The following is a 25,803-nucleotide window of genomic DNA, read 5'->3' as shown; positions in this document are numbered from 1 at the left end:
TCACCCCGATGGACTTCGCGTTCGACGCCCGTACCGAAGAACTGCGCGCCCGGCTGCTCGCCTTCATGGACAGCCATGTGCTGCCGGCCGAGGAGGTGGCCCGCGAGCAGCGGGCGAAGCTGGCCGACCCGTGGGACACCCCGGCGGTCGTGGAGGACCTCAAGGCCGAGGCACGCCGGCAGGGCCTGTGGAATCTGTTCCTGCCCGACGCGCAGTACGGCCCCGGGCTGACCAATCTCCAGTACGCGCCGCTCGCCGAGATCACCGGGCGCTCCCCGCAGCTCGCGCCCACCGCGCTCAACTGCTCGGCGCCCGATACCGGGAATATGGAGGTGCTCGCCCAGTTCGGCACGGCGGAGCAGCGCAAGCGGTGGCTGGAGCCGCTGCTCGCGGGCGAGATCCGGTCGGCGTTCGCGATGACCGAGCCGGATGTGGCCTCCTCCGACGCGACGAACATCAGGACCCGGATCGAGCGCGACGGCGACGACTACGTCATCAACGGCCGCAAGTGGTACATCTCCGGGGCGATGGACCCACGGTGCGCGGTCTTCATCGTGATGGGCAAGACCGATCCGGACGGCGAGGACATCCGCCGCCGGCAGTCGATGATCCTGGTGCCGCGCGACACCCCGGGACTCGAAGTCCGGCGCGCCATGCGGGTGTACGGGTTCGAGGACCACTACCACGGCGGCCATGCCGAGGTGGTCTTCGAGAACGTACGGGTGCCCGCCGCGCATCTTGTCGGCGAGGAGGGCGGTGGTTTCGCGATCGCGCAGGCGCGGCTCGGGCCCGGCCGTATCCACCACTGCATGCGGCTGATCGGGATGGCCGAGCGCGCGATCGAGCTGATGTGCCGGCGGGCGCTGTCCCGTACGGCCTTCGGCGGGCCGATCGCCCGGCAGGGAGTCGTGCAGAACTGGATCGCGGACGCCCGGGTGACGGTCGAGCAGCTCCGGCTGCTGGTCCTGAAGACGGCCTGGCTGATGGACACGGTCGGCAACCGGGGCGCGCACACCGAGATCCAGGCCATCAAGATCGCGACTCCGCGCGCGGTGGCGGACATCATCGACTCGGCGGTGCAGTTGCACGGCGCGGGCGGGGTCGGTCAGGACTTCCCGCTGGCCGAACTGTGGGCGGCGGCACGGACGTTGCGGCTGGCCGACGGTCCCGACGAGGTGCACCAGCGGTCGCTGGCGCGGCGGGAACTGAAGCAGTACCTCTGACGGTACGAGGCGGTGTCGGTCGCAGGGCCGACGCTCCCGTACGGCGGGGCGGGCCGTCACATACGGAGAGCGTGGGCCCTCGCGTACCGCACAGGGCCCGCCTCGCGTCACCATCTCGCCACTTATGTCATCCTTTACGGTGGCAACTCGCGCATGGGTCTCAACCCGGGGCATTTACCGGGCTAGCGTCGGTGGTACGCCAGGATCCAGGACCGTCCGTAGGGCCTGTACGGCGCACAGGCCCTACGGACGCAGCGCCCGCAGCAGCAGGTCCGCGAGATGGTCGGCGACCTGCTGCGGCGAGAGCGGGCCGTCCGGGCGGTACCAGGTGGAGAGATGGTGGACGGAGCCGAAGTGGTAGTCCACCACGAGGTCGGCCGGGGTGGCGGAGGAGAAGACTCCGCCGCGCTGGCCCTCCTCGATCAGCGCACGGAACCGCTCGTGGTAGCGCCGCCGCTCGGCCCGTACCTGCTTGTTCTTCTCCGGGCTGAGGTGGTGCATCGAGCGGAAGAAGATCGAGGCGTCGTCCAGGTTCTCGATCGTCGTGACGACGACATCGGCGGCGGCGGCCCGCAGCCGGCGCTCGACCGGTTCGTCCGCGTCCGCGAAGGCGTCGAGACGCTCCTGCTGGAGGCGCAGGACCCGGGCGTACACCTCCTGGAGGAGATCTTCCTTGGAGCCGAAGTAGTGGTAGAGGGCGCCCTTGGTGACGCCCGCCGCCTCGACGATCTCCTGGACCGAGGTGCGGTCGTAGCCGCGCTCCGCGAAGAGCCGGGTAGCGGCGGCCAGCAGCCTCTGGGGGACGGGCACTCCGCCCCCGTCCGTCGTCCTGGCCATGGGGCCGCCACCCGCCTTCCGCTCCGTGCCGCTCGCGCGCGTACTGCCTGTACTACTCGTACGGTTCGTACTGTTCGCGCTGTACGTCATCTGTCGTTTGTTGTTCGTCGTTCGTTCGAGGGAACTTCCAGGAGCACAGCCCCTTTCCGAGGATCTTCCCACTAGTCGCGACGGATGGCTCCGGCGGGAACGCGAGGGTCCGCACGTTCTAACGCGTGGCCCCCTCCCATGTCTGCTGGACGCGGTTCATCGTGGCCAGCCAGCGGTCCGGATCGGCGGCGCGCGCCTGGTGGTAGCCGGCCACCTCGGGGTGCGGCAGGACAAGGAAGCGGTCCTCGGCCATGGCCGCGAACAGTGCGTCGGCGACCGCCTCGGGCTCGATGGCGGTGGCGGCCAGCACCAGATCGCCCGCGCTGCCGGAGGCGGTGAGCATGTCCGTACGCACCCCCTGCGGGCAGATGGCGTGCACGGCGAGGCCGCGATGGCGGTAGGTCAGCGAGAGCCACTCCGCGTACGCCAGCGCGCCGTGCTTGGTGACGCTGTACGGGGCGGCGCCGATCATGGTGAGCAGGCCGGCGGCGGAGACGGTGGAGACGAAACGGCCGCTGCCGCGCTCCAGCCAGTCCGGCAGCAGTGCCCTGACGGCCCGTACGTGCGCCATGACGTTGACGTCCCAGGCGGCCGACCAGACATCGTCCTCGGAGAGGGCGTCACCGGGCGCGCCGACCCCGGCGTTGGCGCAGTAGATGTCGACGGTGCCGCCGAGCGCCTCGCGGGCCTCGGCCACGATCAGCGAGGCATCGCCGGGGACGGCACGGGCGCCGATCTCGGCGGCGACGGTACGGGCCTTCTCCGCGTTCAGGTCGTTGACCACCACGCGGGCCCCCTCGGCGGCGAACCGGCGGGCGAGCGCGGCGCCGATACCGCCGCCGGCCCCGGTGACGACCACCCCCGCACCGCGCACCGTACTCATCGGGACCGTACTCATCGGGACCTGCCTCTCCGGACCGCTGACACTTCCGACCGCCCAGCAGACTAACCAGTCGGTACGTGATCGCGGAAGAGACGGGCTCGGGTTCGCGGAGGCAGGCTGGGGAGCAGCGCCGGATCGCGGGCACCGCGCCGTACACCGCTCCGTACGCGTTCCGCTCCGTTCCGTACGGTGACCCGGGGCACTAGCGTACGTGGGCATGACAGACGACCCGACCATGGAGGTAGCGGAATGAGCCTGTCCAGACGGGGTGTGCTGGCCGCCGGCGGCGCGGTGGGGGCCGCGGGGGCGCTCGCCGCGGGCGCCTCCCCCGCCACCGCGCGCTCGGGCGGCCGGACCGGGGTGCGTACGGGCTTCGACCGGCTGGCGGCCGGGAAGTACCGGGGGCTCGCGGGGCAACGCGTCGGCATCGTCACCAACCCCACCGGGATCACCCGGGACGTCCGCCATGTGGTGGATGTGATGCACGCCGACGACCGGGTGGATCTGGTGGCCGTCTTCGGCCCCGAGCACGGCTTCCGAGGGACGGCCCAGGCGGGCGGCTCGGAGGGGCGCTACGACGACCCGGCGACGGGGCTGCCGGTCTATGACACGTACCTCAAGAGCGGGCAGCCGCTCGCAGACATCTTCACCGCCTCCGGTGCCGACACGATCGTCTTTGACATCCAGGACGCGGGCGCCCGCTTCTACACGTACATCTGGACGCTCTACGACTGCATGGAGGCGGCGGCGCTCGCGGGCAAGCGCTTCGTCGTACTGGACCGCCCCAATCCGGTCACCGGGCGCGCCGCCCTCGGGCCGGTGCTCCAGCCGGAGTTCGCGACCTTCGTGGGCCGCCGGCCGATCTCGCAGGCGCACGGGATGACGGTCGCCGAGCTGGCGCTGCTCTTCAACGGCGAGTTCCTGGAACGGCCGGTGGAGCTGACGGCCGTGACGATGACGGGCTGGCGGCGCTCGGACTTCTTCGACACGACCGGACTGCCCTGGGTGCCGCCGAGCCCCAATATGCCCACGCCGGAAACGGCCCTGGTCTACGCGGGCACCTGTCTGTTCGAAGGGACGAATCTGTCCGAGGGCCGCGGCACGACCCGCCCCTTCGAACTCCTCGGCGCCGAGGGCATCGACCGCCGCTGGGCCGAGGCGGCCAACGCCGAGGAGCTGCCGGGCGTGCGCTTCCGCGAGGCGTACTTCGCACCGACCTTCTCCAAGTTCCAGGGCAGGACGATCGGTGGGGTCCAGCTCCACGTCCACGACCGCGAGTCCTTCGACCCGGTGCGGACCGGAATCGCGCTGCTGGTGACGGCGAAGCGCGCGTGGACCGGCTTCGCCTGGCGCCCCGACAACTGGATCGACAAACTCACCGGCTCCGCACAGGTCCGCACCCTGATCGACGCGGGCGCGGACACGGACGAGGTGGTGGCCGCGTGGCAGGAGGAACTGGCGGCATTCCGCCGAGTGCGCCGCGGCTATCTGCTCTACGCCTGAGCGCGCCCCCACGCCTGAGCGCACCGCGCCGGACGGGCTGCCCGAGCCCGTCCGGCGCGTGAGGAGGGCAACGGCTGATGCTCTAACGGTGGGACCCGAACTCCACCACCTGCTGGTAGGTCGGCCTGTTCTGCCAGTTGACCGTGGGGTGGGTGATGCCGCCCAGGGGGCGGTGGATGAGCGCGTCCGTGCACCACTGGTTGCCGGGCGAGCAGTTGTCGTCGCCGGGGTAGACCGTGGTGGCGGGCAGGGCCGCGGCCGTCCTGAGGGTGGTGAGCAGGGTGTCGCGGCACGCGTTCAGGGCACCGTTGCCGCAGTACGTCGTCGCCGTCGGGGACTGGACCGGGTCGCCGAGGACCTGCCTGAGATCCTTGTCGACATATCCCCACCACCCGTACTGGAAGGCCGAACCGCTGTGCGCGCCCGTCGGTCCATGGCTCGACGCCGGTGACTCGTCGACCGGGAGCGAGGCGGTGAGCGCCTGGTAGAGACCGTCCCCGAGCGCGGGCCTGAACTGGGCCTCCACCAGCCGGGGCCACCAGGCGTCCATGATGCGTACGGCGGCGGAGTGGCCGTACGAGCGCGAGCCGGGCGCGGTCTCCCTGCGCTGCGCCCCGGCGGCACCCCAGGCCTCCAACTGCCGTATCGCGGTGTCCAGTTGGGGATCGGTGACGGGCGCGGAGCGCAGCACCCTCAGCAGTTCGGGCAGCACCTGTTCACCGCGCAGATCGGTCACCGCGGCCTCGGCCATCGCCCGGGTGAGGGAGGCGCGGGTGACCCCGCCGTCCGCGACCAGCTCCTTGACCCGGTCGTCGAGGAGATCGCCCCGGTGCACCGCGCCGAAGCCGAAGCCGGCGGTGTCGTACTCCCGGGCCTGCCGGTTGTTCCACGAGATGTAGTAGTCCTGCCCGGCCGACTGCGGATGCTCGGCGAAGGGGGTGTACGCGGCGGTGTTGTACGCCGGGTCGTAGTCCTGCCATTCGTACGCCGGCTCCGCCCTGACCGGGAGCGCCGGATCGACGCCGGGTGCCCGCACCGGGTTCATTCCGCTGTTGAAGTAGGCGGCGGTGCGGGAGTCGGCGTAGAACCAGTTGAAGGCGTAGCCGATGTGCGAGGCCGCGCGCTGGAAGGAGGCGGCGTCCTTGGTGTACGAGGGGTCGTTGAGCATCTGGAAGCCGATGATCGAGTCGGCCTCGTGCCGGTAGGTGGTACGCAGCGAGGTGTACGCCACGGGCTTGCCGCCAATGGTCGCGCGATGGGTGACCATGCCGTATTTGGTGCGCCAGACCTGGAGGCGGTAGGAGCCCGCGGCGGTGGAGTCGGCGACGCTGGGCTTCCAGGAGTTGACGCGCTCCATCTTCTCCATCGGGGTGCAGACGGAGTGGTGGAGATAGTGGGCGGACGCCGTGGTGGGGGCCGATCCGTCCGGCTCGCACAGCTCTATGGCGTAGGTGTCGGTGATGTCCTGGCCCGACGAGGTGGCACTCCAGGCGTAGTCCTGGCCGCGGCCCATCTGGACGTACATCCCGACGCCCGCGAAGGCGGCTCCGCGGGCACTGATACCGGGGCCCTGGAGTTCCTGGAGCATCAGAAGCTGTGGCGCGAAATAGCCGGTTTGCGGGCCGAAGACGGCGACGGGGTTGCCGCTCGCGGTGTGCTCGCCGGAGACCAGCAGCGCGTTGGACATACCGCGTCCGGCGGAGAGCGAGCCGGGCGGGATCACCCCGTCGTCGAAGATCCCCTGGGCGGGCCTGAGCAGCGCGGGGGCGCGGACGGGGGCTTTCGCGCCGGTGCCGGCCGAGCCCGTCCTGTCGTGCACGAGCTGCTCGGGCCGTACGGAACCCGGGTCGGGCAGGGCGGTTCCCTTGGGCTGGGCGGGCTTTCTGGCGTACGGGAAGGCCGTGCCGTCGTGGACGGTGAGGACGGCCTCGGGGTCGTCACGCTGGCGGAAGGACTCCCAGACCCGGGTGCCCTCGACGACTCCGTACTTCTGCTGCGCGGCGAGCAGCGAGAGCGCGGCCTGCACCTCGCCGCCACCGCCGCCGCCGAACTGGCCGCCGACGACGGACGCGATGGAGATCAGGTCGGTGACCTTGAACGGCTGGATCTCACCGGCGTTGGTGATCGCGTCGACCTTGCCCGTGAGGACGTATTCGCCGGGGAAGTAGCGGCCGTTCTTGGCCTGCTGCCGGTAGGCGTTGATGCCGTCGACATACGCCTGCGCGTCGGCCATGGCCAGCTCGCCGCGCTCGCCGCCGGTGGTCCTGATCCGCTCGATCTGCGCCTCGTAGTCGGCCTCCGTGTACGGGGCGGCCGGCCAGAACTGCTGCTCCAGGCCCTGGTTGGCGAGGGCGCCGCCGGCGAAGGGGGTCAGCTCGCCGCGCCCGATGTGACGGAACAGGTCCATCATCCAGAGCCGGTCCTGGCCCGCCGCGTAACCGGCGCCGAACTCGGTGCCGTAGCGGGTGGTGCCCTTGATGTGCGGGACCCCGGTCTGCTTGTCGCGGGTGATGGTGACATCGGGGCGCGGGGTGGTGACGGATTCGACCCGGTCGGCGGGGACGCCGAAGGACGCGTCGTTGAAGAAGTCGGTGAGCTTCTCGTCGGTGAGCCCGCTCTGGCCGGCCACCAGCGCGTCGTACCGGGCGAGTTGGTCGGAGCTGTGGCCGGGGCGGATGCCGAGCACCTGGTGGGCGAGGATCTCGGCGAGGGTGGCGTTGCCGTTCTGGCCCGGCGGCAGGATGTCGGCGCACCGGCCGGCGCAGTGGTCGGTGACGGGGTCGGCGGCGGGCGCGGACACGGGCGCGCGGGCGGGTTCGGTCGGCGCGGCCGGTGCGGCGGAGGCCCGCTCCGGCGGGACCAGCAGAGCCGCGCCGAGCGCGCACACCGCGGCGGCGGTGGCGGGTGTGAGTCTTCCGGTGCGTCGTCGCATGGATGCTCCTCGGGGAGTCCGGTGCGCGGGAGGTTACCGAGGGTATGACCGCCCAGTAAGGCGCACATGAGTCACCTTCTCCGGGCCGCTGCCACCTCTTCGCGGGCATCTCTTCGCTGTCCTCTCTTCGCGGTCTCTCTTTGCGAGCCGCTGTCGCCGCCGACCGGGCCGCCGTCGCCGCCGTCCCGGCCGCCGCGTCCGGGGCGCCGCGCCGGGTTTCCTCTGAGTCACCTATGCATCGCGCATGAATTTCGCTCGAAAATGGCCGTTATGACTGGTTCATCGAAGCAATCTGGAATTTGATGGAGCCAAACGGGGCAGGCGTACGTCCATTCCTCAACGCCGAAGTAGCGACGGAGGTGGCATGCGATGGCCGGATTCCGGAGTCTTGCGAGACAGGTGCGCGATCCGCGGTGCGATCTGGCCTTGCGACGGTATTCACTGCGCAAGTGCCTGGAGCGGTTCGCCCCCTATGGACACCGGGCGACCTGGGATCATCTGTGCGCACGGCACGGTATGGAGCCCGAGGACAGGTCCCCCGACCCGGTGCGGCTGATGGCCGCGCTCGATGAACTGGAAGAGGCGCGGGCCGTCTGGCTCGCGTACGAAGGAGAATTCGCGGAGCGGCGCAGGCGCGAGAAGCACGACGGGCTGAGGCGGCCCGGGAGCTTCGACGACTGGCACCGGCGGACCTGGGGCGGAAATGGTGTCGCCCGCTGCGACGACCCGGCGGTCCATCCGTCCGAGTCGCTCGCCGAGGTATTGCGCCGGCTGATCTCGGGCCTTCAGTCGGAGCCGAGCGCGGCCTGTCCCGTCTGTGCGGAGCCCGGCATCGTCTGGCGCCCCGATCTGTCCAACGAGCCGTGGTCGGGACCGGTGTGCCGGGGGTGCGGCATCGTCGTACCGCAGCCGCTGCTCACACCCGAGGCGCTGGCCCGGGCGAAGCGGACCCGGCTCAAGGAACTCGCTTCGGTGGCATGAGAGCCGCGGGGGCGGCACCAGGACGGCGCGCCCCCGCATCGGCGGCTCGGCGGCGAGCCGCGGTGGGCAGCGGATTCCGCGGTGAGTGGCCACGGCGGTACGGGCACCGGTAGGAGCGGGTGTACGAGCCGATGCCGACGGCGGGCCGACGGCAGCAGGCGTCCGGGTCAGCGGGCCAGCGGGTCCACGGGCCAACAGGCCAGCGGGCCAGCGGGCCAGCCGGTCAACGGCAGCAGGCGTCCGGGCGGGGTCAGCGGCAGCAGGCGTCCGGGCGGTCGGCGTCCGGCCGCTCCTTGGGAACCCGGTGCTCCGGCATCAGACGCGAGCCCGTCAACCGGTCGCCGAACACATCGTCCGGGTTGGACAGAACGCAGGTCTCCAGGGACAGACAGCCGCAGCCGATGCAGTCCGTGAGGTGATCACGGAGCCGGCCGAGCTGTTTGATGCGCTCGTCCAGCTCCGAGCGCCAGGCCTGGGAGAGCCGTGCCCAGTCGTCGCGGTTCGGGGTGCGCTCCTCGGGGAGTTCGGCGAGGGCGTCCCTGATCGTCGCGAGCGGAATGCCCACGCGCTGGGCGGCGCGTACGAACGCCACCCGGCGCAGTGCGTCGCGTCCGTATCTGCGTTGGTTGCCGCTGGTCCTGCGGCTGCTGATCAGGCCCTTGGCCTCGTAGAAGTGGAGCGCCGACACCGCGGCGCCACTGCGCGCGGAAAGCTGTCCGACGGTCAGCTCATGGATCTTCTCGGGAATCTGCGGCACTCCTCCAACCCTAGACGAGCAAGTCCGTACGGGGTGTGCGCGTTGACAGGAGCACACCGGCCCAGCAAGCTGAGCAAGCGCTTGGAACGGGCCTGTGAGCGAGGCCCCGAGAAGCCGGGGACCCCGAGAGGCAGGAAACAGGGACATGGCCGAGCCGAGGATCTTCACCTCCGCCGAGGAGCTGCGCGCCGGGGTCGGCGAGCAACTGGGCCACAGCGACTGGCTGGAGATCGACCAGAAGCGGATCGACCTCTTCGCCGAGGCCACCGGGGACCACCAGTGGATCCATGTGGACCCGGAGCGCGCGGCGGCGGGCCCGTTCGGTACGACCATCGCGCACGGCTATCTGACGTTGTCCCTGCTGCCCGTGTTCGTCCCCCAGATCCTGCGCGTCGAGAATGTGACGATGGGCATCAACTACGGGACCAACAAGGTTCGTTTCCCCTCCCCGGTGCCCGTCGGCTCGCGGCTGCGCGCCTCGGCGGTGCTCACCGAGGCCGTGGAGGCGGGCGGGGGTGTGCAGATCACGACCCTGGTCACGGTCGAGCGGGAGGGCGGCGAGAAGCCGGCCTGTGTGGCGGAGTCCGTCTCGCGCTTCTACTTCTGAGGTCTACTGCCACGGCCCGTTCCGAGGTCTACTGCTCCGGCCCGTCGGCCCCCCGCGCCTCCGGGTCGCGTGAATCCCCTGAGTCCCCTGGCGCAACTGGCTCCACCGGCTCCTGCGGCTCCACCGGCTCGCGCGGCTCGCGCGCCGAGACCATGCGCAGCACCAGACCGGCGTAGAGCGCGCCGACCTCGTCGGGCGTCCGGCGCCCCGCCGCGTTGAACCAGCGCGCCACATCGATACAGAGCGACAGCACGGCGAGCGTCGTGCCCGGCACATCGGGCACATCGAACTCGCCGTCCCGCACCCCGTCGCCCAGGATCCGCCGTACCGCCGCGTCGCTGCGCCGCCGCAGCTCGACGATCTCCGTACGGTGCTCGGGGGCGAGCGAGTCGAGTTCGTACTGCACGACCCGCGCGGTGGTGTGCTGCGCGGCGTGCCAGAGGACGAAGGTGCGTACGGCCTCGGAGAGCCGCTCCGCCGCCGTGCCTTCGCCGTCCGCCGCGGCCGTCAGGATCTCCAGCGCCTTGTCATGGCCGATCCTGCTGATCCGGTGGAGCAGTTCTTCCTTGGTCTTGTAGTGGATGTAGAGCGCGGCCGGGCTCATTCCCGCGCGGCCCGCGATGTCGCGGGTGGTGGTGGCGTGGTAGCCGCGCTCGGCGAACGCCTCGACGGCGGCGACCAGCAGCCTTCTCGCGGCCTCCGGCTCGACCTCGGCCCATGGAGCGCCCTCGCCGTCCGCCGTCTGCTCCGACGTCCGCATCGTTCGCACCTTTCCCTCGGCCTCTCGGCCTTCCGTTCGGCCGTCCACTCGGCAGGACGAACACCATACCCCGAGCTGAGCAAGCGCTTAGAGCCCCAGGGACTCGGGGCACCCACGGCGGCGATCGCCAAGTATGAAGGGCTGGGCGTCGAGTCGCGCATATTGCGGTGAGGACCGAACGCTTGTCCGAGTACCTTCCCGGTATGACTCACTCGCACCGCACGACGCCCCCGGCGCAGACACCCCCTGCCCGACGTGCCCCAGTCCGATTCCGCCCGCCCCGCTCCCGCCCCCGTCGCCTGGCTGCCCCTCGCGGCTGCCGCGGTGACGGTCTTCTGCTGGGCCTCGGCCTTCGTATCGATCCGCAGCGCCGGAGCCGCCTATTCGCCGGGGGCGCTGGCCCTCGGCCGACTGCTCGCCGGGGCACTGGTCCTCGGCGCGGTCTGGCTCGTACGGCGTGAAGGTCTGCCGCCCCGGGCGGCCTGGCCCGGGATCGCCGTCTCGGGGGTGCTGTGGTTCGGCGTGTACATGGTGGTGCTCAACTGGGGTGAGCGGGAGGTGGACGCGGGCACGGCCGCGATGGTCGTGAACATCGGCCCGGTCCTCATCGCGCTGCTCGGCGCCCGGCTGCTGGGCGAGACACTGCCGCCCCGGCTGCTGGCTGGCATGGCCGTGTCGTTCGCGGGTGCGGTGGCGGTGGGGCTCTCGATGTCGGGCGAGGGACGTGCCTCGGTGCTCGGCGTGATGCTCTGTCTGCTGGCGGCGGTGGCGTACGCGGCCGGGGTGGTCGCGCAGAAGCCGGTCCTGGCCAAGGCGACGGCGCTCCAGGCGACGGTGTTCGGCTGTCTGATCGGCGCGGTCGCCTGCCTGCCGTTCGCGGGGCAGCTTGTCGACGAGATCGGGAGAGCCCCGCTGTCCGCCACGCTCAACATGGTCTATCTGGGCGTGTTCCCGACCGCGCTCGCGTTCACGACGTGGGCGTACGCGCTGGCCCGTACGACGGCGGGGCGGATGGGGGCGACGACCTACGCCGTCCCGGCGCTGGTGGTGCTGATGTCCTGGCTGTTCCTGGACGAGGTCCCCGGCCTGTTCACGCTGGCGGGCGGCGCGCTCTGCCTGGCCGGGGTGGCGGTGGCACGCTCACGTCCACGGCGCCAGCACTGAACGGCGCCCCGTACGACGGCTGAGGACGGGGACACAGCGGGAACACAGCACAGCCGCCCGGCCGACCTACGCGTCCAGACCCGGCAGTTTCCTTGGGGCCGGACAGATCCGGCGGCCGTGGTCGTCGAACACGTACAGATGCGCGAGATCGACCAGGAGCGGCACCTGCGCGCCCGTCCGCAGCCGCATGTCGGGGCCGGTACGGACGACGAGATCGCTCGCCGTGATGGCCGGGCGGTCGGGGCTGTAGGACAGGGGCGTCGGCGGCTCCGGCTCGTCGACGCCCCCGGCAGGACCGCCGGCCCGGCCCAGGAGCCGCCCCAGCACCCCCGGCTTCTGGCCGGGCCTGTGTCGCCGCGGCGCGGTCCTGGGCCGGTTCGCCGGCCTCGGCGATTCGAGTTCGGTCACCGAGGCGGGCCGGGAACCGGTGTTGAGATGCACCAGTGCCTCGTGCCCCTGGTACTCCATGTGCTCGACGATGCCGCTCAGCGCCACCTCGCCGGAGCGCGCCTCGCTGGGCGACGCGATACGCGCGGCCTCGGACCGCAGCCCCACGATGATCTGGCGGCCCTGCTGGATCCGGAGCAACTGGTGATCGGAGCTGAGGGGGTCGGGCAGCGGCAGCCGCTGCTTGCCCAGGTCGATGGACATCCGCCCGGCCAACGGCGCGTACACCACGGCCTGGAGGAGATTGATCCGCGGGGTGCCGATGAACGCGGCGACGAACACGTTCTCCGGCAGCGCGTACACCTCGCGCGGCGCGCTCACCTGCTGGAGCACTCCCCCGCGCATCACCGCGACCCGGTCGCCCAGCGACATCGCCTCGGCCTGATCATGCGTCACATACACGGTGGTGACGCCGAGTTCGGCGGTGAGCTGGGCTATCTCGGCACGCAGATGGTTACGGAGCTTGGCGTCCAGATTGGAGAGCGGCTCGTCCATCAGAAAGGCCGAGGGCCGCCGGGAGATGGCCCGGCCCATCGCGACCCGCTGGCGTTCACCGCCGGAGAGCTGGCTGGGATAGCGGTCGAGCACGCTCTCGATGCCGAGCATCCTGGCGGTGGCCTGCACCCGCTGGCCGGTGTCCGCGCGGGGGTTCTCCAGCCGCAGCGGGAAGCCGATGTTCTCGCGGTTGGTCATGTTCGGGTAGAGCGCGAAGTTCTGGAACACCATCGCCATACCGCGTTCCCGGGACGGCATGAGGTTGGAGTACACGCCGTCGAGGAGGAGTTCGCCCTCGGTGATGTCCTCCAGCCCCGCGATCATACGGAGCACCGTCGACTTGCCACAGCCGGAGGGGCCGAGCAGCACCACGAACTCACCGGGGGCGATGTCGAGCGAGAAGCGGTCGACGGCGGGCGGCGCGGACCGGCCGTACATCTTGGTGACGCTGTTCAGGGAGATGGCGCGAGTCATGGATGTTCCGCCCGGGGAGGGAGAGGTGGAGCGGGTGCGAGGCCTGAAGTTAGCCGACTACGCGCGGTCGGGGAACGTTTCGCGCGAAGGTTCGGGGCCAGGGTACGGAAGGCGTCAGGAGCCGCGCCGGAAAACCGGTTCAGCAACCGGTTTCCCCACCGGTTCCGTTGTCCCGCCCGGTGTCGCACCCGGTTTTCGCAGTCCCATCCCCGCCGCCGCGACCAGCAGCGCGCCGAGCATCATGAAGGGCGCCGCCGCTCCGGCGACCCCCGCCACAAGACCGGCGGAGGCGGGCGCGGCGACCTGTCCGAGACGGTTGCCGGTGAGCCGCAGCGCCAGGGCGGTGGAGCGCGCGTCGTCGGGAGCGGCCCGTACGACGGTGGTCATCGACAGCGGCTGGCCGACCCCCAGACAGAACCCGAGCGCGGCCACGACCAGAGCGAGTCCCCACACCGGCACGGGCAGGGCGATGCCCGCGCACAGCAGTCCGCCGAGCAGACAGGTGGCGGTGAGCAGGGCCGTACGCCCGAGCAGGCGCAGCATCGGCGGCATCACCAGCCGGCAGGCGATGGTGGCGGCGGCGCGCAGGCTGAGCAGCAGTCCGACGGTGGCCGGCGCGATGCCGCGCCACTCGCCGACGACCGGCAGATACGCGGTGAGGACATCCGTCGTGGAGAGCACGGCCAGGCTGATGAACATGCCCGCGGGGACACCTCTGGTGCGCAGTATCCGCCCGACGCGCACCTTGGCCTGCCGTCCGGCCGCCGGGGCGGCGGGGGTACGGGGTTCGAGCCGCCAGAGCGCGGTGAAGGAGGCCGCGGCGACGCCCCCCGAGGCGAGCAGGGCGAGGGCGCTCGTACGGTCCATGCCGGCGCCCTGGCCGGAGACCAGCAGTCCGGCGGCGGCCGGTCCCGCGAGCTGCCCGAGGGAGGCGCCTATGGTGAAGTGGCCGAAGTTGCGGTCCTGTTCGGCGGGGGCGCTGCGGCGGGCGACGATCGACTGGGCGCCGATGACGAAGCAGAGATGCCCGAGTCCCATCACCCCGCTCCAGACCGCGAGGGCGGCGAGCGAGCCCGCCGTACCGCTCAGGGCGCAGCCGGCGGATATGAGGATCACCCCGACGGCCAGCAGCGGGGCGCACCGTCCCCGGTCGGTCCTGCGGCCCAGCGGTACGGCGACGAAGAGCGGAAGCAGCGCGTACACCGCGGTGATCACGCCGATCGCGCGCTCGTCCGCGCCCATGGAGAGCGCGCGGTAGGAGACGGCGGGACGCGCCATCGACACCGCGCCCTGTGCGAAGCAGAAGGCGACAACCAGCCGGAGGAGCCAGCCCCGCCCGCCGGACGCCTCGTCCGCGCCCCGTGTCCGCACCATCAGATGACACCGAGAAGGAGCCCGGCGCCGGGCACCACCGGCGAGGTCGGCGCGGCGGTGCGGACTGCGTCTTCAGGAAGCGCAGGAAGCACAGGAAGCACAGGAAGCATGGGCCCTCCGGTCGGCGGCAGCGGTGGTGGTGCGCGAACAGAACTGAGCGTACCGACGGGTACGGATACCGGCCGAGGCCTGTGGACAACGCCCCCGCCCGGCCGAGACCACCGCTGAAAGGGCGGCCCGGAGCACGGCCCGGATCTGCCGCCGTGATGCCGCGTGGCCCGTTGACGTGCCGCGGCCACAATCCTACGGTTGTCCATAGGATTGACTCGGACGGTGCGAAGCCGTACGGGAACCGGGAGCAGGGAATGCCGTGCCGGACACGGGAACAGGGAGCGGACGCGGACGATGAGCGGCATCGAGCAGGCACGCAAGACCGCCGGGGATCTGGAGCACTCCCCCGGCTTCGGCAATGAACACACCTCGGAGGCCGTCCCCGGCGCACTGCCGCTCGGCCGCAACGCCCCGCAGCGCGCGCCGCTCGGGCTCTACGCGGAGCAGCTCAGCGGCAGCGCGTTCACCGAGCCGCGCGCCCAGAACCGCCGGTCGTGGCTGTACCGCATCCGCCCGTCGGCCGCACACCCGCCGTTCGTACGGATCGGCAACGGCGCGGTCCGGGGCGCCCCGTTCACCGAGACCGTCCCCGACCCCAACCGGCTGCGCTGGAACCCGCTGCCCGACCCGGCTCCCGGTACGGACTTCCTGGCCGGGCTCTGGACACTGGGCGGCAACGGGGACGCGACGCGGCGCACCGGTATGGCCGTGCACCTCTACCACGCCAACACCGCCATGACCGACCGGGTGTTCAGCGACGCGGACGGCGAACTGCTGATCGTCCCCGAGCGCGGCGGGCTGCTGATCCGTACGGAGCTGGGCCTGCTGGCCGCCCGCCCCGGCGAGGTCGCGCTGATTCCGCGCGGGATGCGCTTCCGGGTGGAGTTGCTGGACGAGACGGCGCGCGGCTATGTCTGCGAGAACTACGGGCGGCCGTTCACCCTGCCTGATCTCGGCCCGATCGGCGCCAACGGCCTCGCCAACGCCCGGGACTTCCTGGCCCCGGTCGCCGCGTACGAGGACATCGAGCGGCCGGTCCAGGTGATCAACAAGTTCTGCGGGAACCTCTGGGCCGCCACCTACGACCACTCGCCGCTGGATGTCGTCGCGTGGCACGGCAGCCATGTGCCGTACGTATACGATCTGCGCCGTTTCAATGTCATCGGGTCGATCAGCTACGACCATCCCGACCCGTCGATCTTCACCGTACTGACCTCGCCCTCCGACACCCCGGGCCTCGCCAACGCCGACTTCGTGGTCTTCGGCCCGCGCTGGCTGGTCGGCGAGAACACCTTCAGGCCGCCGTACTTCCACCGCAATGTGATGAGCGAGTACATGGGCCTGATCGAGGGCGCGTACGACGCGAAGGCGGCCGGCGAGGGCGGCTTCGTCCCCGGCGGGGGCTCGCTGCACAACATGATGTCGGCCCACGGCCCGGACCGGGACACCTTCGAGCGGGCGAGTGCCGCCGAGCTGAAGCCGCAGAAGATCGACGACGGTCTCGCGTTCATGTTCGAGACGCGCCGGCCGGTGACCGCGACCGCGCAGGCGGCCGGAGCGGCCCATCTCCAGCGGGGTTACGACGACGTGTGGCAGGGTCTTGAGCGCCACTTCAGGCCCTGACACCAGGGGTCTGCCCCGGCGGCTCCGGCCCTGGGGGCCGTGGCCGTCGGGCGCCGGACACGCACTAGGGTCCGGCGTGAGATCACAGTTGTGGAGGAGCCGGTGACCGCCTTCGCCCCCGACTCGCTGGTCCTGAACCGCAAGCTGCCGCTGTGGTATCAGGTCTCGCAGTCGCTGCGCGCCTCGATACTCGGCCGCCGGCCGCACGATCCGCTGCGGCTGCCCACCGAGGAGCAGCTCGCCGCGCACTACGGGGTCAGTGTGCTGACGATGCGTCAGGCCCTCAAGGAGCTGGAGGAGGAGGGCCTGATCAGCAGGCACCGCAGGCGCGGGACCTTTATCGAGCCGGGCGTGCGCCGGGGCGCCCCGCGTCGGCTGCTGGGCTCGGTCGACGCGATCGTGGCGCAGCAGTCGGGGGAGCGTACGACCGTACTCGGACACGGTCCGGCCCCGGTCCCGGGTGAACTCGCCGAGTACTTCCCGGGACTCGACGAGGTGATCGGCTACCGGCGGCTGCGCTGCGACGGCGAGAGCGGGGAGCCGGTCAACTGGGCGGAGAACGCTGTCCGTCCGGAGATCGCGGCGGGGCTGGACGTGGCGGATCTGGAGCGCTGGCCGATGACCAAGGTGCTGCGTGACGGCCTGGGCGTCCGGATCAGCCGTATCACGGACACCGTCGAGGCGCGCCTCGCGGACCCGGCCACGGCGGAACTGCTGCGGGTGCCGCTGCTCAGCCCGATCCTGCACTACACGGGGGTGACGTACGACGACGAGGGCCGGGTGGTGGATGTGGCCCGGATCCGCTACCGGGGCGACCGTTTCTCGTTCTCGGTGACGGTGGAGACGGATCTCACGACCGAGCAGGCACGGAAGAGCCCGCCGGACAGGGCCTAGGGCCGCTCGTTTGGATCTTGCTGGGCTCATGGGCCCGTCCGGTGATTTCCGTACCGCGATTGAGGACAAAGCGGGTCCGGGGCGGTGCCGGATACGATGCCGCCGGGGGGCGAGGGCGCGCAGACCGACGGGAGGGCGGTCCGGATGACGGCAACGCGGTCCGGTACGACGGGCGGCAGCCCGCTGCTGGCGGATCTCCTGCCGTGGTCGGCGGCTCCGCTGCGGCTCGGCAGGTCCTGGGTCCTGGCCCCGGACCGGGCGTCCCTGACGGCCCGCTGGGACCGGCTCGTACAGGCCGGGGGCACCGAGCGCGAGGCTCTGTTCGGGCCGAGCCGGGCCCGTACGCCGCACAGCGCGGTCGCCGCGTTGCCGGGCGGGACCACCGGCACCGGCCGGTTCACCCGGGAGTCCGGGCGCTGCCCGCCGCCGCGCCGCGTACTGCACGGACCGTTCGACGAGCAGTGGCTGATCCCGGACCACCGGCTGATCGACGCGGCACGCCCCGAGCTGTGGCGGGTCGCGGACGAGCATCAGCTCTTCGCCCTGGAGCAGGGCTACGTACCGCAGGGCGAGGGCCCCGCGCTGCTGGTGACCGGTCTGCTGCCGGACGGGCGCTCCGCCGGGGGCGGGCCGGGGCGTATCCGGCCGCTCTACCGCCGCCCCGGCGCCGCGGAACCGAACGTCGCCCCCGGGCTGCTCGCGCTCCTCTCGCTCCGGTACGGGCACGAGGTCGGCGCCGAGGAGCTGCTGGCGTGGGCCGTGGCCGCCGCCGTCCCCTCCCCCGAGGGCCCCGCGGTCCCGCTGACCGCCGATCCGGACGTCTGGGCCTCCGGGGTCGCCCTGGGACGGCGGATGACCGAGATCCAGCTCCGCGGGGCGCGCGGCGGCGAACGGCCGCGGCTGCCGGGCGGCCGACGGCCCTACGTACGGGCGGCGATTCCCGCCAGGCCCGAGGAGATCGCGTACGAACCGGAGGACGAGGCTCTGCTGCTCGGTACGGGCCGGATCTCGCCCGTACCGCACGGGGCATGGGAGTTCACGGTGAGCGGGGTACGCGTCCTGGACGCGTGGTTCGAGCGGCGTACCGCGCCCGCCGAGCCGGGCACGCTGGAGGCGATCAGGCCGGCGGCCTGGCCCCAGGAGTGGACCTCGGAACTGCTGGAACTGATCACGGTCCTGGCACTGCTGGCGGAGCTCCGGCCGCTCCAGAAGGAGTTGCACGGCGGCCCGGAGATCGGCCGGGAGGAGCTGCGGGCCGCGGGCATCCTGCCGGTCCCGGCGGCGGCGCGGCGGCCGGCCTCCGTGCTGGACCATCACGAGGAAGGCCCGGACGGCCAGTTCGCGCTGATCTGAGCGCAGAAGCGCGCGCGGAAATCAAGCAGGCCTCAAGCGGCCTTCAAGTGTGCGTCAAGCAGCGCTCAAGTACGGGTCGAGCGGGAGTGGGGCGGAGTCCCGCGCCGGAGGGACCTCCGGGAGGGGACGCCCGGGGGACATCCGACGCGGTGCCGCGGGACCGTTGGGGAGGACGGGGAGCGGGAAGGGCACCGCGCCGGAGGGCCGGGATCACCCGGGCGCGTGAGGGATCGTCTGAACACCGGAGCACCGGAACGGGCCGGCCACCGGTTCACCGCCGCGAAGGTCAGTGGCGGCTGCCGAACAGCGAGCGGCGCAGCCGGCGCAGCGGCGCGAAGAGCGAGACCCGCGCGCCCTTGCTCCGGTGCGTCTCGGACGCGTCCCGCGCGGTCAGTTCGCGCATCAGGAGCGTCGCCTCGGCCGTCTCTCCCTGCGGGACGGCGGGACCGCCGAGCACCGAGAGATGGCGGTCGAGGCGCGAACTGGTCGCGCTGCTCCCGCACGTGACCGCAGGGACTCGCGCCCTGCTGTGTGCCGTTATCTGTTTCATGTCACTCCCCACCCGTACGAGGGCACCCGACCCGGGCAGGTTAACCCTAGCGCCCCCTCACAACACTCCGGTATCCCGCCTTCGCAAGGAACCACACCCGTACGGGGATTGACGCCCATGGCTCGATCCACCGCATTTCAGGGGTAGTTGGACATTTCGCCGGGTGGCACCTTCAGCCTTCCTTCTCAGCCGTACCGCCCGCTCTACGCGATGCCGCCCGTCCCCGCTCACGCGACGCCGTCCGGCCGCGCTCACGCACTGCCGTCCGGCCGGAACCGGTACGGGACCGGTGGCGGCTCCGGGGCCGTCGGCGGACGCCCCGGACCCGCTGCCGGTCCCGTCCGCGTCAGGCGGCCGAGGCGAAGACCGGCAGATAGCCGCCCGACTGACCGGCGGCAGTCGGGTGGTACGACTCGCCTATGTTGAGCCAGTTGACGCTGTGCAGCCAGGCGTTGCCCGAGCAGATCTCGTGCCCGGTGAAGGCCCCGGCGACACTGGCGAAGGTGAAGCCGTGGGCGGCGGCGCGCTGGCTCGTCACCGAGTTGAGATGGTCGGAGGCGGCGTTGATCGCGGCGCGCTCGTTCTCGCTCAGCCCCACCACACAGGTGCCGTTGAGCTGGTAGAAGCGCGGGTAGCCGAGGACGACCACCTTGGCCGAGGGAGCCTTCGATCTGATCGCGCCGTACACCGAGTTGAGGTTTCCGGGCAGGGTGCTGGTGACGTAACTGCGGGCCTGCGCGACCCGGTTGAGACAGGTGGCCTCGGACTGGAGGACACAGGTGGTCATCACATCGGCGAAGCCGGCGTCATTGCCGCCGATGCTGATGCTGACGAGGTCGGTGGCCGCGTTGAGCGGGCCGAGCTGACCGGCGGTCACATCACCCGTACGAGCGCCGGAGCACGCGGTGAAAGCGAAGGTCGTGGGTGCGTTCGCGGCCGCCCAGAGGGCCGGATAGGCCCTGGGGGTGCGCTTGCAGTTGCCGCTGGAACTGTCGTAGGCGCCGGCTCCGACACCGGAGGAGTACGAGTCCCCCAGCGCCACATAGTCGACGGCGGCGGCGGGGGCGGCCTGGGCGGCGGCCGCTCCGGTGAGAGCGAGCACCACCCCCAGGACGAGCGAGGACGTGAGTGCCGTGATTCGGGACAGTTTCATGGGACCTCTCCGAAGCAGGGGCAGGGTTTCTGCCTGAACTGTGGTACCAGCCGCCACAGTTCACTGGAAGTGTCCATGCCAAAAACATTTCAGCGAGGTTTCGGGGCTGCCCTGTGCCTGTGGGAGATCAATCGGAGATCGAATGGAAACGATCAGGGAGGTACGGGATGCGACTGTCGAAGTGCGGCCAAAAAAGCCAAAAGCGATTCGAGATCCCAGGTCTTGCCATACAGTCCGATTCATCAATACCGTCGTACATCCACCCGCATCGGTCCATCGGTATCGGTCCACGGCATGGCGGCTCAAGGGGAGGGTTCACGTGCCGCGGTGGTTCCCGGGGCGGGGCGCGCAATAGGGCCTGTCGTCACGACGTGGGGCCCTAGGGGGGTGCCGCTCGGTGACCGCTCCTGGCCGGTAGGGCCAGGAGCCCAGTCGCGTGCCGCGCGGCCAGTACCACAGCTCACCCGCTCAGCACGGAGTGCCATGCCGTCATGTCCGGGGTGAGCACCCCCTTTCGAACCGGAAACCAAGCCGGACCGCCCGGGGGCGGGCGGTCCACCGGACGAGAGGGAACACGACTCGTGAGCGCTTTTCTGCGCCCGGCGGCACCGGGCGAAGAGCCGCCTGCAAGCGAAGTGGCGTCAGTGGCATCCGCCCCGTCCGCCGGGGCCCCGGCCGGGGGCGGGCTGCCCGCCCTGCGCTACCGGCCCGTCTCCTCGTATCTCGCGATCGCGCCGCCCGTGAGCGTCGTGATTCCCGCGATGAACGAGGCGCGCAACCTTCCGTACGTCTTCGCGAGCCTGCCCGACTGGATCCATGAAGTCGTCCTGGTCGACGGCGATTCGAGCGACGACACCGTGCGGGTGGCCCGCGAGCTGTGGCCGGAGGTCAAGGTCGTCGCCCAGCGCGGCAAGGGCAAGGGCGATGCCCTGATCAGCGGATTCGCCGCGTGCACCGGCGACATCATCGTGATGGTCGACGCGGACGGCTCGGCCGACGGCCAGGAGATCGTCTCCTATGTCTCGGCCCTGGTCTCCGGCGCCGACTTCGCCAAGGGCTCCCGCTTCGCCAACGGCGGCGGTACGGACGACATGACCGCGATCCGCAAGCTCGGCAACCGGGTCCTGTGCGCCGTCGTCAACGCCAAGTTCGGCGCCCGCTACACCGATCTCTGCTACGGCTACAACGCCTTCTGGCGGCACTGCCTGGACGAGATCACCCTGGACTGCACCGGGTTCGAGGTCGAGACCCTGATGAACATCCGGGTCGTCAAGGCCGGGCTGAAGGTGCAGGAGATACCCAGCCACGAGTACGACCGGATCCACGGGGCCAGCAATCTGAGAGCCGTACGGGACGGCCTCCGCGTCCTTCGGGTGATCCTCCGCGAGCGGGGCGTGCCCCGGACGGCGCGGGCGGCGGCGCGTACCCGGGCGGCGCGGGCCGTCCGTACCGGCGCGGCGGCGCTCCGGGGTGCGGTGCCGCGGGGGGAGGTGTCATGAGCCACCCGTACCGGACCCACCATCACCAGACTCACCGTCACCAGGCCCGTCATCACCGGCCGTTCTCCGTGGTGATCTGTGTCTATACCGAGGACCGCTGGCAGGACATCCTCGCGGCGGTCGACTCGGTGCGGGCCCAGTCGCTGCCCGCCCTGGAGACCCTGCTCGTGGTCGACCACAACCCGGCCCTGCTGGAGCGGCTCACCCGGGAGTACCAGCAGTACATGGCGCGCGGGGAGGTGCGGGTGCTCGCCAACGCGGGCCCCCGCGGCCTCTCCGCGGGCCGCAACACCGGGATCGCTGCCGCCCGCGGCGAGCTGGTCGCGTTCCTCGACGACGACGCGGTGGCCGAACGCGACTGGCTGCGGTACTTCGACGAGGCGTACGAGGACCCGGAGGTACTGGCGGTCGGCGGGCGTACGGAACCGGCCTGGTCGTCCGGGCGCCGGCCGGACTGGTTCCCCCAGGAGTTCGACTGGGTCGTCGGCTGTACGTACCGGGGGCTGCCCGGGGGCAAAGTGCGGGTCCGCAATGTCCTGGGCGGGAACGCGTCGTTCCGGCGTACGGCGTTCGACGCGGCCGGGGGGGTTCGCGACGGGCATCGGGCGCGACGGCGACAAGCGCCCGCTGGGGTGCGAGGAGACGGAGCTGTGCATCCGGCTGAGCAGGGCAGTACCGGGCGCGGTGATTCTGATCGACGACCGGTCGGTCATCCACCACAAGGTCCCGCCGGTGCGCGAGCGCTTCGGCTACTTCCGTACCCGCAACTACGCCGAGGGACTGTCGAAGGCGCTGGTCGCGCGGAGCGTGGGCGCGGACAAGGGGCTCGAATCGGAGCGCCGCTACACCACTCATGTGCTCCCGGCGGGCGTGGCGCGCGGGCTGCGCGACGCGGCCCTGGGCCGCCCGGGCGGCGCGGCCCGCGCGGCCGCGATCGTCGCGGGCGTGACCACGGCGGCGACGGGCTATCTGGTGGGCCGCCTCCGCAGCCGCGCGGGCTCGGCCTTCTCCTCGGGCCCGATCCCCCGTACTCCGGCGACAAGAGGGACGGCGGGGGAAAGATGGTTCGCGGCGGGGACGGTGAACGCGGGGCCGAGCGCCGCGAGCGCGCCGGGGGCGGCCGTGACGGCCGTGGCACCGGGCGAGCGGCCGACGGCGGCGGATCCGGCAGGTACGGCGGATGAGGCAGGTGCGGCACGTACGGCAGGTGCGGCACGTACGGCAGGTGCGCCGGGCGCGGACATGGTGAGCCCGGACGCGGTAGGCCGCGACACGGTAGGCCCAGACACGGCGGGCCGGGACATGGTGGGCCCGAACGCGGCGAGCCGCGACACGGTAAGCCCAGGCGCGGTAGGCCCCGACATCCTGGACCCGGACACGGTAAGCGCAGGCGCGGTAGGCCCGGACACAGTAGGCCCGGCGGCGGGTGGGCGGTGGGTGGCGCCGGATGCTTCGGGTGTGTCGGGCGCCGGGTGTGGTCCCGCCTCGCCCGCCCCTGCCCCGCGGGGAGCCGCCGCGTGACCCCCGCGACCGCGGCGGCGCCCGTCACCCCCGAATCCGCAGCCGTGCCCATCCTCATGTACCACGCCATCGCGGAGCGGCCCCCCGCCGCCGTCCGGGCGTTGTCCGTTTCGCCCGGGGCCTTCGCCGGGCAGATGGAGGTGCTCCACCGGCGCGGGTTCACGCCCGTCACCCTCGCGCGGCTCGCCGCCGTGTGGCGCGGCGGCGGGGAGCTGCCGGCCCGGCCCGTGCTGGTCACCTTCGACGACGGTTACGAGGGCGTGCACCGGCACGCCCTCCCCGTCCTCGCCTCGTACTCCTTCGCCGCCACCCTGTTCGTCTCGACCGGGTGGCTGCGCGGACCGTACGACGAGGGCGGCGCGCCCGACACCATGCTCGACTGGGACCAGGTGCGCGAACTGGCCGGGGCCGGCCTGGAGATCGGCGGCCACAGCCACACCCACCCCGAGCTGGACCAGCTCGACGACGACCGGCTCGGGTCCGAGGTCCGGCGCTGCCGGGAGATCATCGCCGGGGAACTGGGCACGGCGCCGGACTCCTTCGCGTACCCGTACGGCTACTCCAGCCGACGCGTACGGCGTACGGTCCGCGCCGCCGGGTTCGCGCAGTCCGTCGCGGTCGGCAACGCGCTGGCCCGCCGTCGCCAGGGTCCGTACGCGCTGGAGCGGGTGACCGTACGGCGCACCACCGGCCCGGAGGAGTTCGGGCGGCTCGTCGAGGGCCGTTCGGTCGCCCGGACGTTCGCCGCCGACCGGGCCCTGACCAAGGGGTACGCGTTCGTGCGCCGTGCCCGCCGGGCCGCCTCACTGGGCCGTACGGCGGCCGCGGGGCGGTGGTGACGCGGACCGTGCGACCGGCCCCCGGAGCTTCGGGGGCCCTGCCGTACGGTGCCTGTCGGCCGGGGATCCGGCCCCCGTGCCCGGCGCGGCCCGCCGCCGGAGTCAAAACACCGTGCATAGGCCGTCCCCGTGCCGGATCATGGGCGGCATGTCTGCCAAGCCTCAGGACGCACTGCCGATCCGGCTCACCGTCGACGACAGCGACTCGCCGTCGGATGTGGTCGACGCGCTGTTCCTCGGCCGTTTCGCGACGGGCGAGCAGCCGTACTCGCACAGCTCGACCATCGACCGGGTCAGGTCGGGCGTGACCCTGCTGCCTCCGGGCGCCACCGTGCTGCGCTCGGCGCGCGACGACGACCGCAGCGCGACCCTCGCCGAGGGCGACGGCTGGACGCTGCTGGTCTCCCGCTGGAACCGGGGCGCGGACGTCACCGTCACGGCCGTCAGCCGCGAACTCGCCGAGAAGGTCCATCAGCAGGCGACCGACGGCGCGCAGGACGAGCCGGAGCCGCAGCCGGAGAATGTCACGATGGGCTTCTGGTACGTGTCGCCTCGCCGCGGCCCGCATCGCACCACCCGGCAGATCGCGGCCGGTACCTGGGACGAGATCCGGCCCAACTACACCGCGCCGGTGGCCGACGCGATGGACCGGCTGATGAAGGTGACCCCGGACGACATCGCGGGCCGGCTGCTCCTGCTGCACGGCCCGCCCGGCACCGGCAAGACCTCGGCGCTGCGTACGCTGGCCCGCTCCTGGCGCGACTGGTGCCAGGTCGACTGCGTACTGGACCCGGAGCGGCTCTTCAACGACGTCGGCTATCTGATGGACATCGCGATCGGCGAGGACGACGGCTCTGCCAAGGGCCGGTGGCGGCTGCTGCTCCTGGAGGACTGCGACGAGCTGATCCGGGGCGAGGCCAAGCACACGGCGGGCCAGGCGCTGTCGCGGCTGCTGAACCTCACGGACGGGCTGCTGGGACAGGGCAGGAACGTTCTGGTGGGGGTGACGACCAATGAGGACCTGGAGCGGCTGCACCCGGCGGTGGTCCGTCCCGGCCGCTGTCTGGCCAGGATCGAGGTGGGGTCGCTGACCCGGCCGGAGGCGCTGTCCTGGCTGAGCAGGGAGGACGGCGACTGGGAGGCGTCGGTGGGGCGCGAGGGCGCGACGCTGGCAGAGCTGTACGCGCTGCGCCGGGGCAGTGGGCCCGCTTCGGTGCCGTCCCAGCAGTCCGGTTCGGACGCGGGCCTCTATCTCTGATCCCCCCGGGGTCGCCCGCCGGGGGTGCCACGTCGCCGGGCCCCGGGGCGCGTCGCCGCGTCACGTCACGGGGCGCGTCGCCGGGTCAGGTCGCGTAGACGGCCCGCACCGCGTCCTCGGCGGCGGCCAGCGCGGCGGCCCGGTCGAGGCCGAGGCGCCGCGCGCGCTCCGCGTACGCCTGCGCGGCGCTCGCGGCCTCCCGCTCGGCGGCGTCCCCGGCGGCGGCGATGAACGTACCGTTCCTGCCCCGGGTCTCGATCACCCCGTCGGACTCCAGGGCGCGGTAGGCCTTGGCAACGGTGTTGGCGGCCAGGCCCAGATCCTCGGCGAGCCCCCGGACGGTCGGCAGTCTGTATCCCACGGGCAGCGCGCCGGAGCGGGCCCGCTCGGAGATCTGGGTACGGAGCTGCTCGTACGGAGCGGTCGAGTCGGCCGGGTCGATCACGATCTGCAGGGTCACGGACCGATTCTCCCC

General features: G+C 71.9%; 20 protein-coding genes and 2 pseudogenes. 12 read left to right on the top strand and 10 right to left on the bottom strand.

The window, feature by feature from the left end:
- Positions 1-8 precede the first annotated feature (8 nt).
- Positions 9-1,223, top strand: coding sequence for an acyl-CoA dehydrogenase family protein (locus KQY30_RS28830; protein WP_217309380.1), 1,215 nt, complete (start codon positions 9-11; stop codon positions 1,221-1,223).
- Between the two features lie 243 nt (positions 1,224-1,466).
- On the opposite strand, the gene KQY30_RS28825 is transcribed toward KQY30_RS28830, so the two are convergent.
- Together KQY30_RS28825 and KQY30_RS28820 are read right to left on the bottom strand one after the other, a co-directional pair.
- On the bottom strand, positions 1,467-2,060 hold the full coding sequence (locus KQY30_RS28825; protein WP_046503060.1) for a TetR/AcrR family transcriptional regulator: 594 nt from the start codon (positions 2,058-2,060) through the stop codon (positions 1,467-1,469).
- Between the two features lie 208 nt (positions 2,061-2,268).
- Positions 2,269-3,033 carry an SDR family oxidoreductase gene (locus KQY30_RS28820; RefSeq protein WP_217309379.1) on the bottom strand — a complete coding sequence of 255 codons (765 nt, stop codon included), beginning with the start codon at positions 3,031-3,033 and terminating at the stop codon, positions 2,269-2,271.
- A 249-nt stretch (positions 3,034-3,282) separates the two neighbouring features.
- Here KQY30_RS28820 and KQY30_RS28815 point away from each other — a divergent pair, with 249 nt between their 5' ends.
- Positions 3,283-4,536 (top strand): exo-beta-N-acetylmuramidase NamZ domain-containing protein, encoded by a 1,254-nt coding sequence (locus KQY30_RS28815; RefSeq protein ID WP_217309378.1) that lies wholly within the window; start codon positions 3,283-3,285, stop codon positions 4,534-4,536.
- Between the two features lie 82 nt (positions 4,537-4,618).
- On the opposite strand, the gene KQY30_RS28810 is transcribed toward KQY30_RS28815, so the two are convergent.
- Positions 4,619-7,468, bottom strand: coding sequence for a penicillin acylase family protein (locus KQY30_RS28810; RefSeq protein WP_217309377.1), 2,850 nt, complete (start codon positions 7,466-7,468; stop codon positions 4,619-4,621).
- Positions 7,469-7,837: 369 nt separating this feature from the next.
- Here KQY30_RS28810 and KQY30_RS28805 point away from each other — a divergent pair, with 369 nt between their 5' ends.
- Entirely contained in the window at positions 7,838-8,449 is a 612-nt protein-coding gene (locus KQY30_RS28805; protein WP_217309375.1) for a hypothetical protein, read from the top strand.
- 250 nt (positions 8,450-8,699) lie between these two features.
- On the opposite strand, the gene soxR is transcribed toward KQY30_RS28805, so the two are convergent.
- Entirely contained in the window at positions 8,700-9,206 is a 507-nt protein-coding gene (gene soxR / locus KQY30_RS28800; RefSeq protein WP_217309374.1) for a redox-sensitive transcriptional activator SoxR, read from the bottom strand.
- A gap of 145 nt (positions 9,207-9,351) precedes the next feature.
- Between soxR and KQY30_RS28795 the strand changes: the two genes are divergently transcribed.
- Entirely contained in the window at positions 9,352-9,813 is a 462-nt protein-coding gene (locus KQY30_RS28795) for a MaoC family dehydratase (protein ID WP_217309372.1), read from the top strand.
- A 139-nt stretch (positions 9,814-9,952) separates the two neighbouring features.
- On the opposite strand, the pseudogene KQY30_RS28790 reads toward KQY30_RS28795, so the two are convergent.
- Positions 9,953-10,573 (bottom strand): annotated as a pseudogene (locus tag KQY30_RS28790) (TetR/AcrR family transcriptional regulator); the annotation flags it as partial.
- A gap of 255 nt (positions 10,574-10,828) precedes the next feature.
- Between KQY30_RS28790 and KQY30_RS28785 the strand changes: the two are divergent.
- Positions 10,829-11,737 carry a DMT family transporter gene (locus tag KQY30_RS28785; protein ID WP_217309368.1) on the top strand — a complete coding sequence of 303 codons (909 nt, stop codon included), beginning with the start codon at positions 10,829-10,831 and terminating at the stop codon, positions 11,735-11,737.
- Positions 11,738-11,803: 66 nt separating this feature from the next.
- On the opposite strand, the gene KQY30_RS28780 is transcribed toward KQY30_RS28785, so the two are convergent.
- Together KQY30_RS28780 and KQY30_RS28775 are read right to left on the bottom strand one after the other, a co-directional pair.
- Positions 11,804-13,153: an ABC transporter ATP-binding protein gene (locus tag KQY30_RS28780; protein WP_217309367.1), complete on the bottom strand. Its 1,350-nt coding sequence runs from the start codon at positions 13,151-13,153 to the stop codon at positions 11,804-11,806.
- Positions 13,154-13,267: 114 nt separating this feature from the next.
- Positions 13,268-14,527: an MFS transporter gene (locus KQY30_RS28775; RefSeq protein WP_217309365.1), complete on the bottom strand. Its 1,260-nt coding sequence runs from the start codon at positions 14,525-14,527 to the stop codon at positions 13,268-13,270.
- A 405-nt stretch (positions 14,528-14,932) separates the two neighbouring features.
- Between KQY30_RS28775 and hmgA the strand changes: the two genes are divergently transcribed.
- The 3 genes from hmgA (at position 14,933) to KQY30_RS28760 (ending at position 18,508) form a co-directional block, all read left to right on the top strand.
- Positions 14,933-16,261, top strand: a complete 1,329-nt coding sequence (gene hmgA, locus KQY30_RS28770; protein ID WP_217309364.1) for a homogentisate 1,2-dioxygenase — start codon at positions 14,933-14,935, stop codon at positions 16,259-16,261.
- Positions 16,262-16,363: 102 nt separating this feature from the next.
- Entirely contained in the window at positions 16,364-17,155 is a 792-nt protein-coding gene (locus KQY30_RS28765; protein WP_217309363.1) for a GntR family transcriptional regulator, read from the top strand.
- Positions 17,156-17,299: 144 nt separating this feature from the next.
- On the top strand, positions 17,300-18,508 hold the full coding sequence (locus KQY30_RS28760) for a type ISP restriction/modification enzyme (protein WP_217309362.1): 1,209 nt from the start codon (positions 17,300-17,302) through the stop codon (positions 18,506-18,508).
- 286 nt (positions 18,509-18,794) lie between these two features.
- Here KQY30_RS28760 and KQY30_RS28755 read toward each other — a convergent pair whose 3' ends face one another.
- Both KQY30_RS28755 and KQY30_RS28750 read right to left on the bottom strand, forming a co-directional pair.
- Entirely contained in the window at positions 18,795-19,058 is a 264-nt protein-coding gene (locus tag KQY30_RS28755) for a hypothetical protein (RefSeq protein WP_217309361.1), read from the bottom strand.
- Between the two features lie 346 nt (positions 19,059-19,404).
- A complete protein-coding gene (locus tag KQY30_RS28750) occupies positions 19,405-20,211 on the bottom strand; it encodes an SGNH/GDSL hydrolase family protein (RefSeq protein ID WP_217309360.1) in 807 nt (268 codons plus the stop codon).
- Positions 20,212-20,855: 644 nt separating this feature from the next.
- Here KQY30_RS28750 and KQY30_RS28745 point away from each other — a divergent pair.
- The 4 genes and pseudogenes from KQY30_RS28745 to KQY30_RS28730 all read left to right on the top strand — a co-directional run bounded on the left by KQY30_RS28745 (position 20,856) and on the right by KQY30_RS28730 (position 25,328).
- Positions 20,856-21,710, top strand: a complete 855-nt coding sequence (locus KQY30_RS28745) for a glycosyltransferase family 2 protein (protein WP_217309359.1) — start codon at positions 20,856-20,858, stop codon at positions 21,708-21,710.
- A 68-nt stretch (positions 21,711-21,778) separates the two neighbouring features.
- A pseudogene (locus KQY30_RS28740) lies at positions 21,779-22,715 on the top strand (glycosyltransferase family 2 protein); the annotation flags it as partial.
- Between the two features lie 572 nt (positions 22,716-23,287).
- Entirely contained in the window at positions 23,288-24,070 is a 783-nt protein-coding gene (locus KQY30_RS28735; protein WP_217311382.1) for a polysaccharide deacetylase family protein, read from the top strand.
- A gap of 148 nt (positions 24,071-24,218) precedes the next feature.
- A complete protein-coding gene (locus KQY30_RS28730; RefSeq protein ID WP_217309358.1) occupies positions 24,219-25,328 on the top strand; it encodes a DUF5925 domain-containing protein in 1,110 nt (369 codons plus the stop codon).
- An 85-nt stretch (positions 25,329-25,413) separates the two neighbouring features.
- On the opposite strand, the gene KQY30_RS28725 is transcribed toward KQY30_RS28730, so the two are convergent.
- The gene (locus tag KQY30_RS28725; RefSeq protein ID WP_217309357.1) at positions 25,414-25,788 is read right to left on the bottom strand and encodes a GntR family transcriptional regulator; all 375 of its coding nucleotides are present in this window, start codon (positions 25,786-25,788) and stop codon (positions 25,414-25,416) included.
- Positions 25,789-25,803 lie beyond the last annotated feature (15 nt).

Source organism: Streptomyces sp. GMY02, assembly GCF_019056675.1.
Lineage (GTDB): Bacteria > Actinomycetota > Actinomycetes > Streptomycetales > Streptomycetaceae > Streptomyces > Streptomyces odonnellii.
The sequence above is the reverse complement of the archived record's forward strand: the minus strand, read 5'-3'. Positions and strand labels throughout refer to the sequence as shown.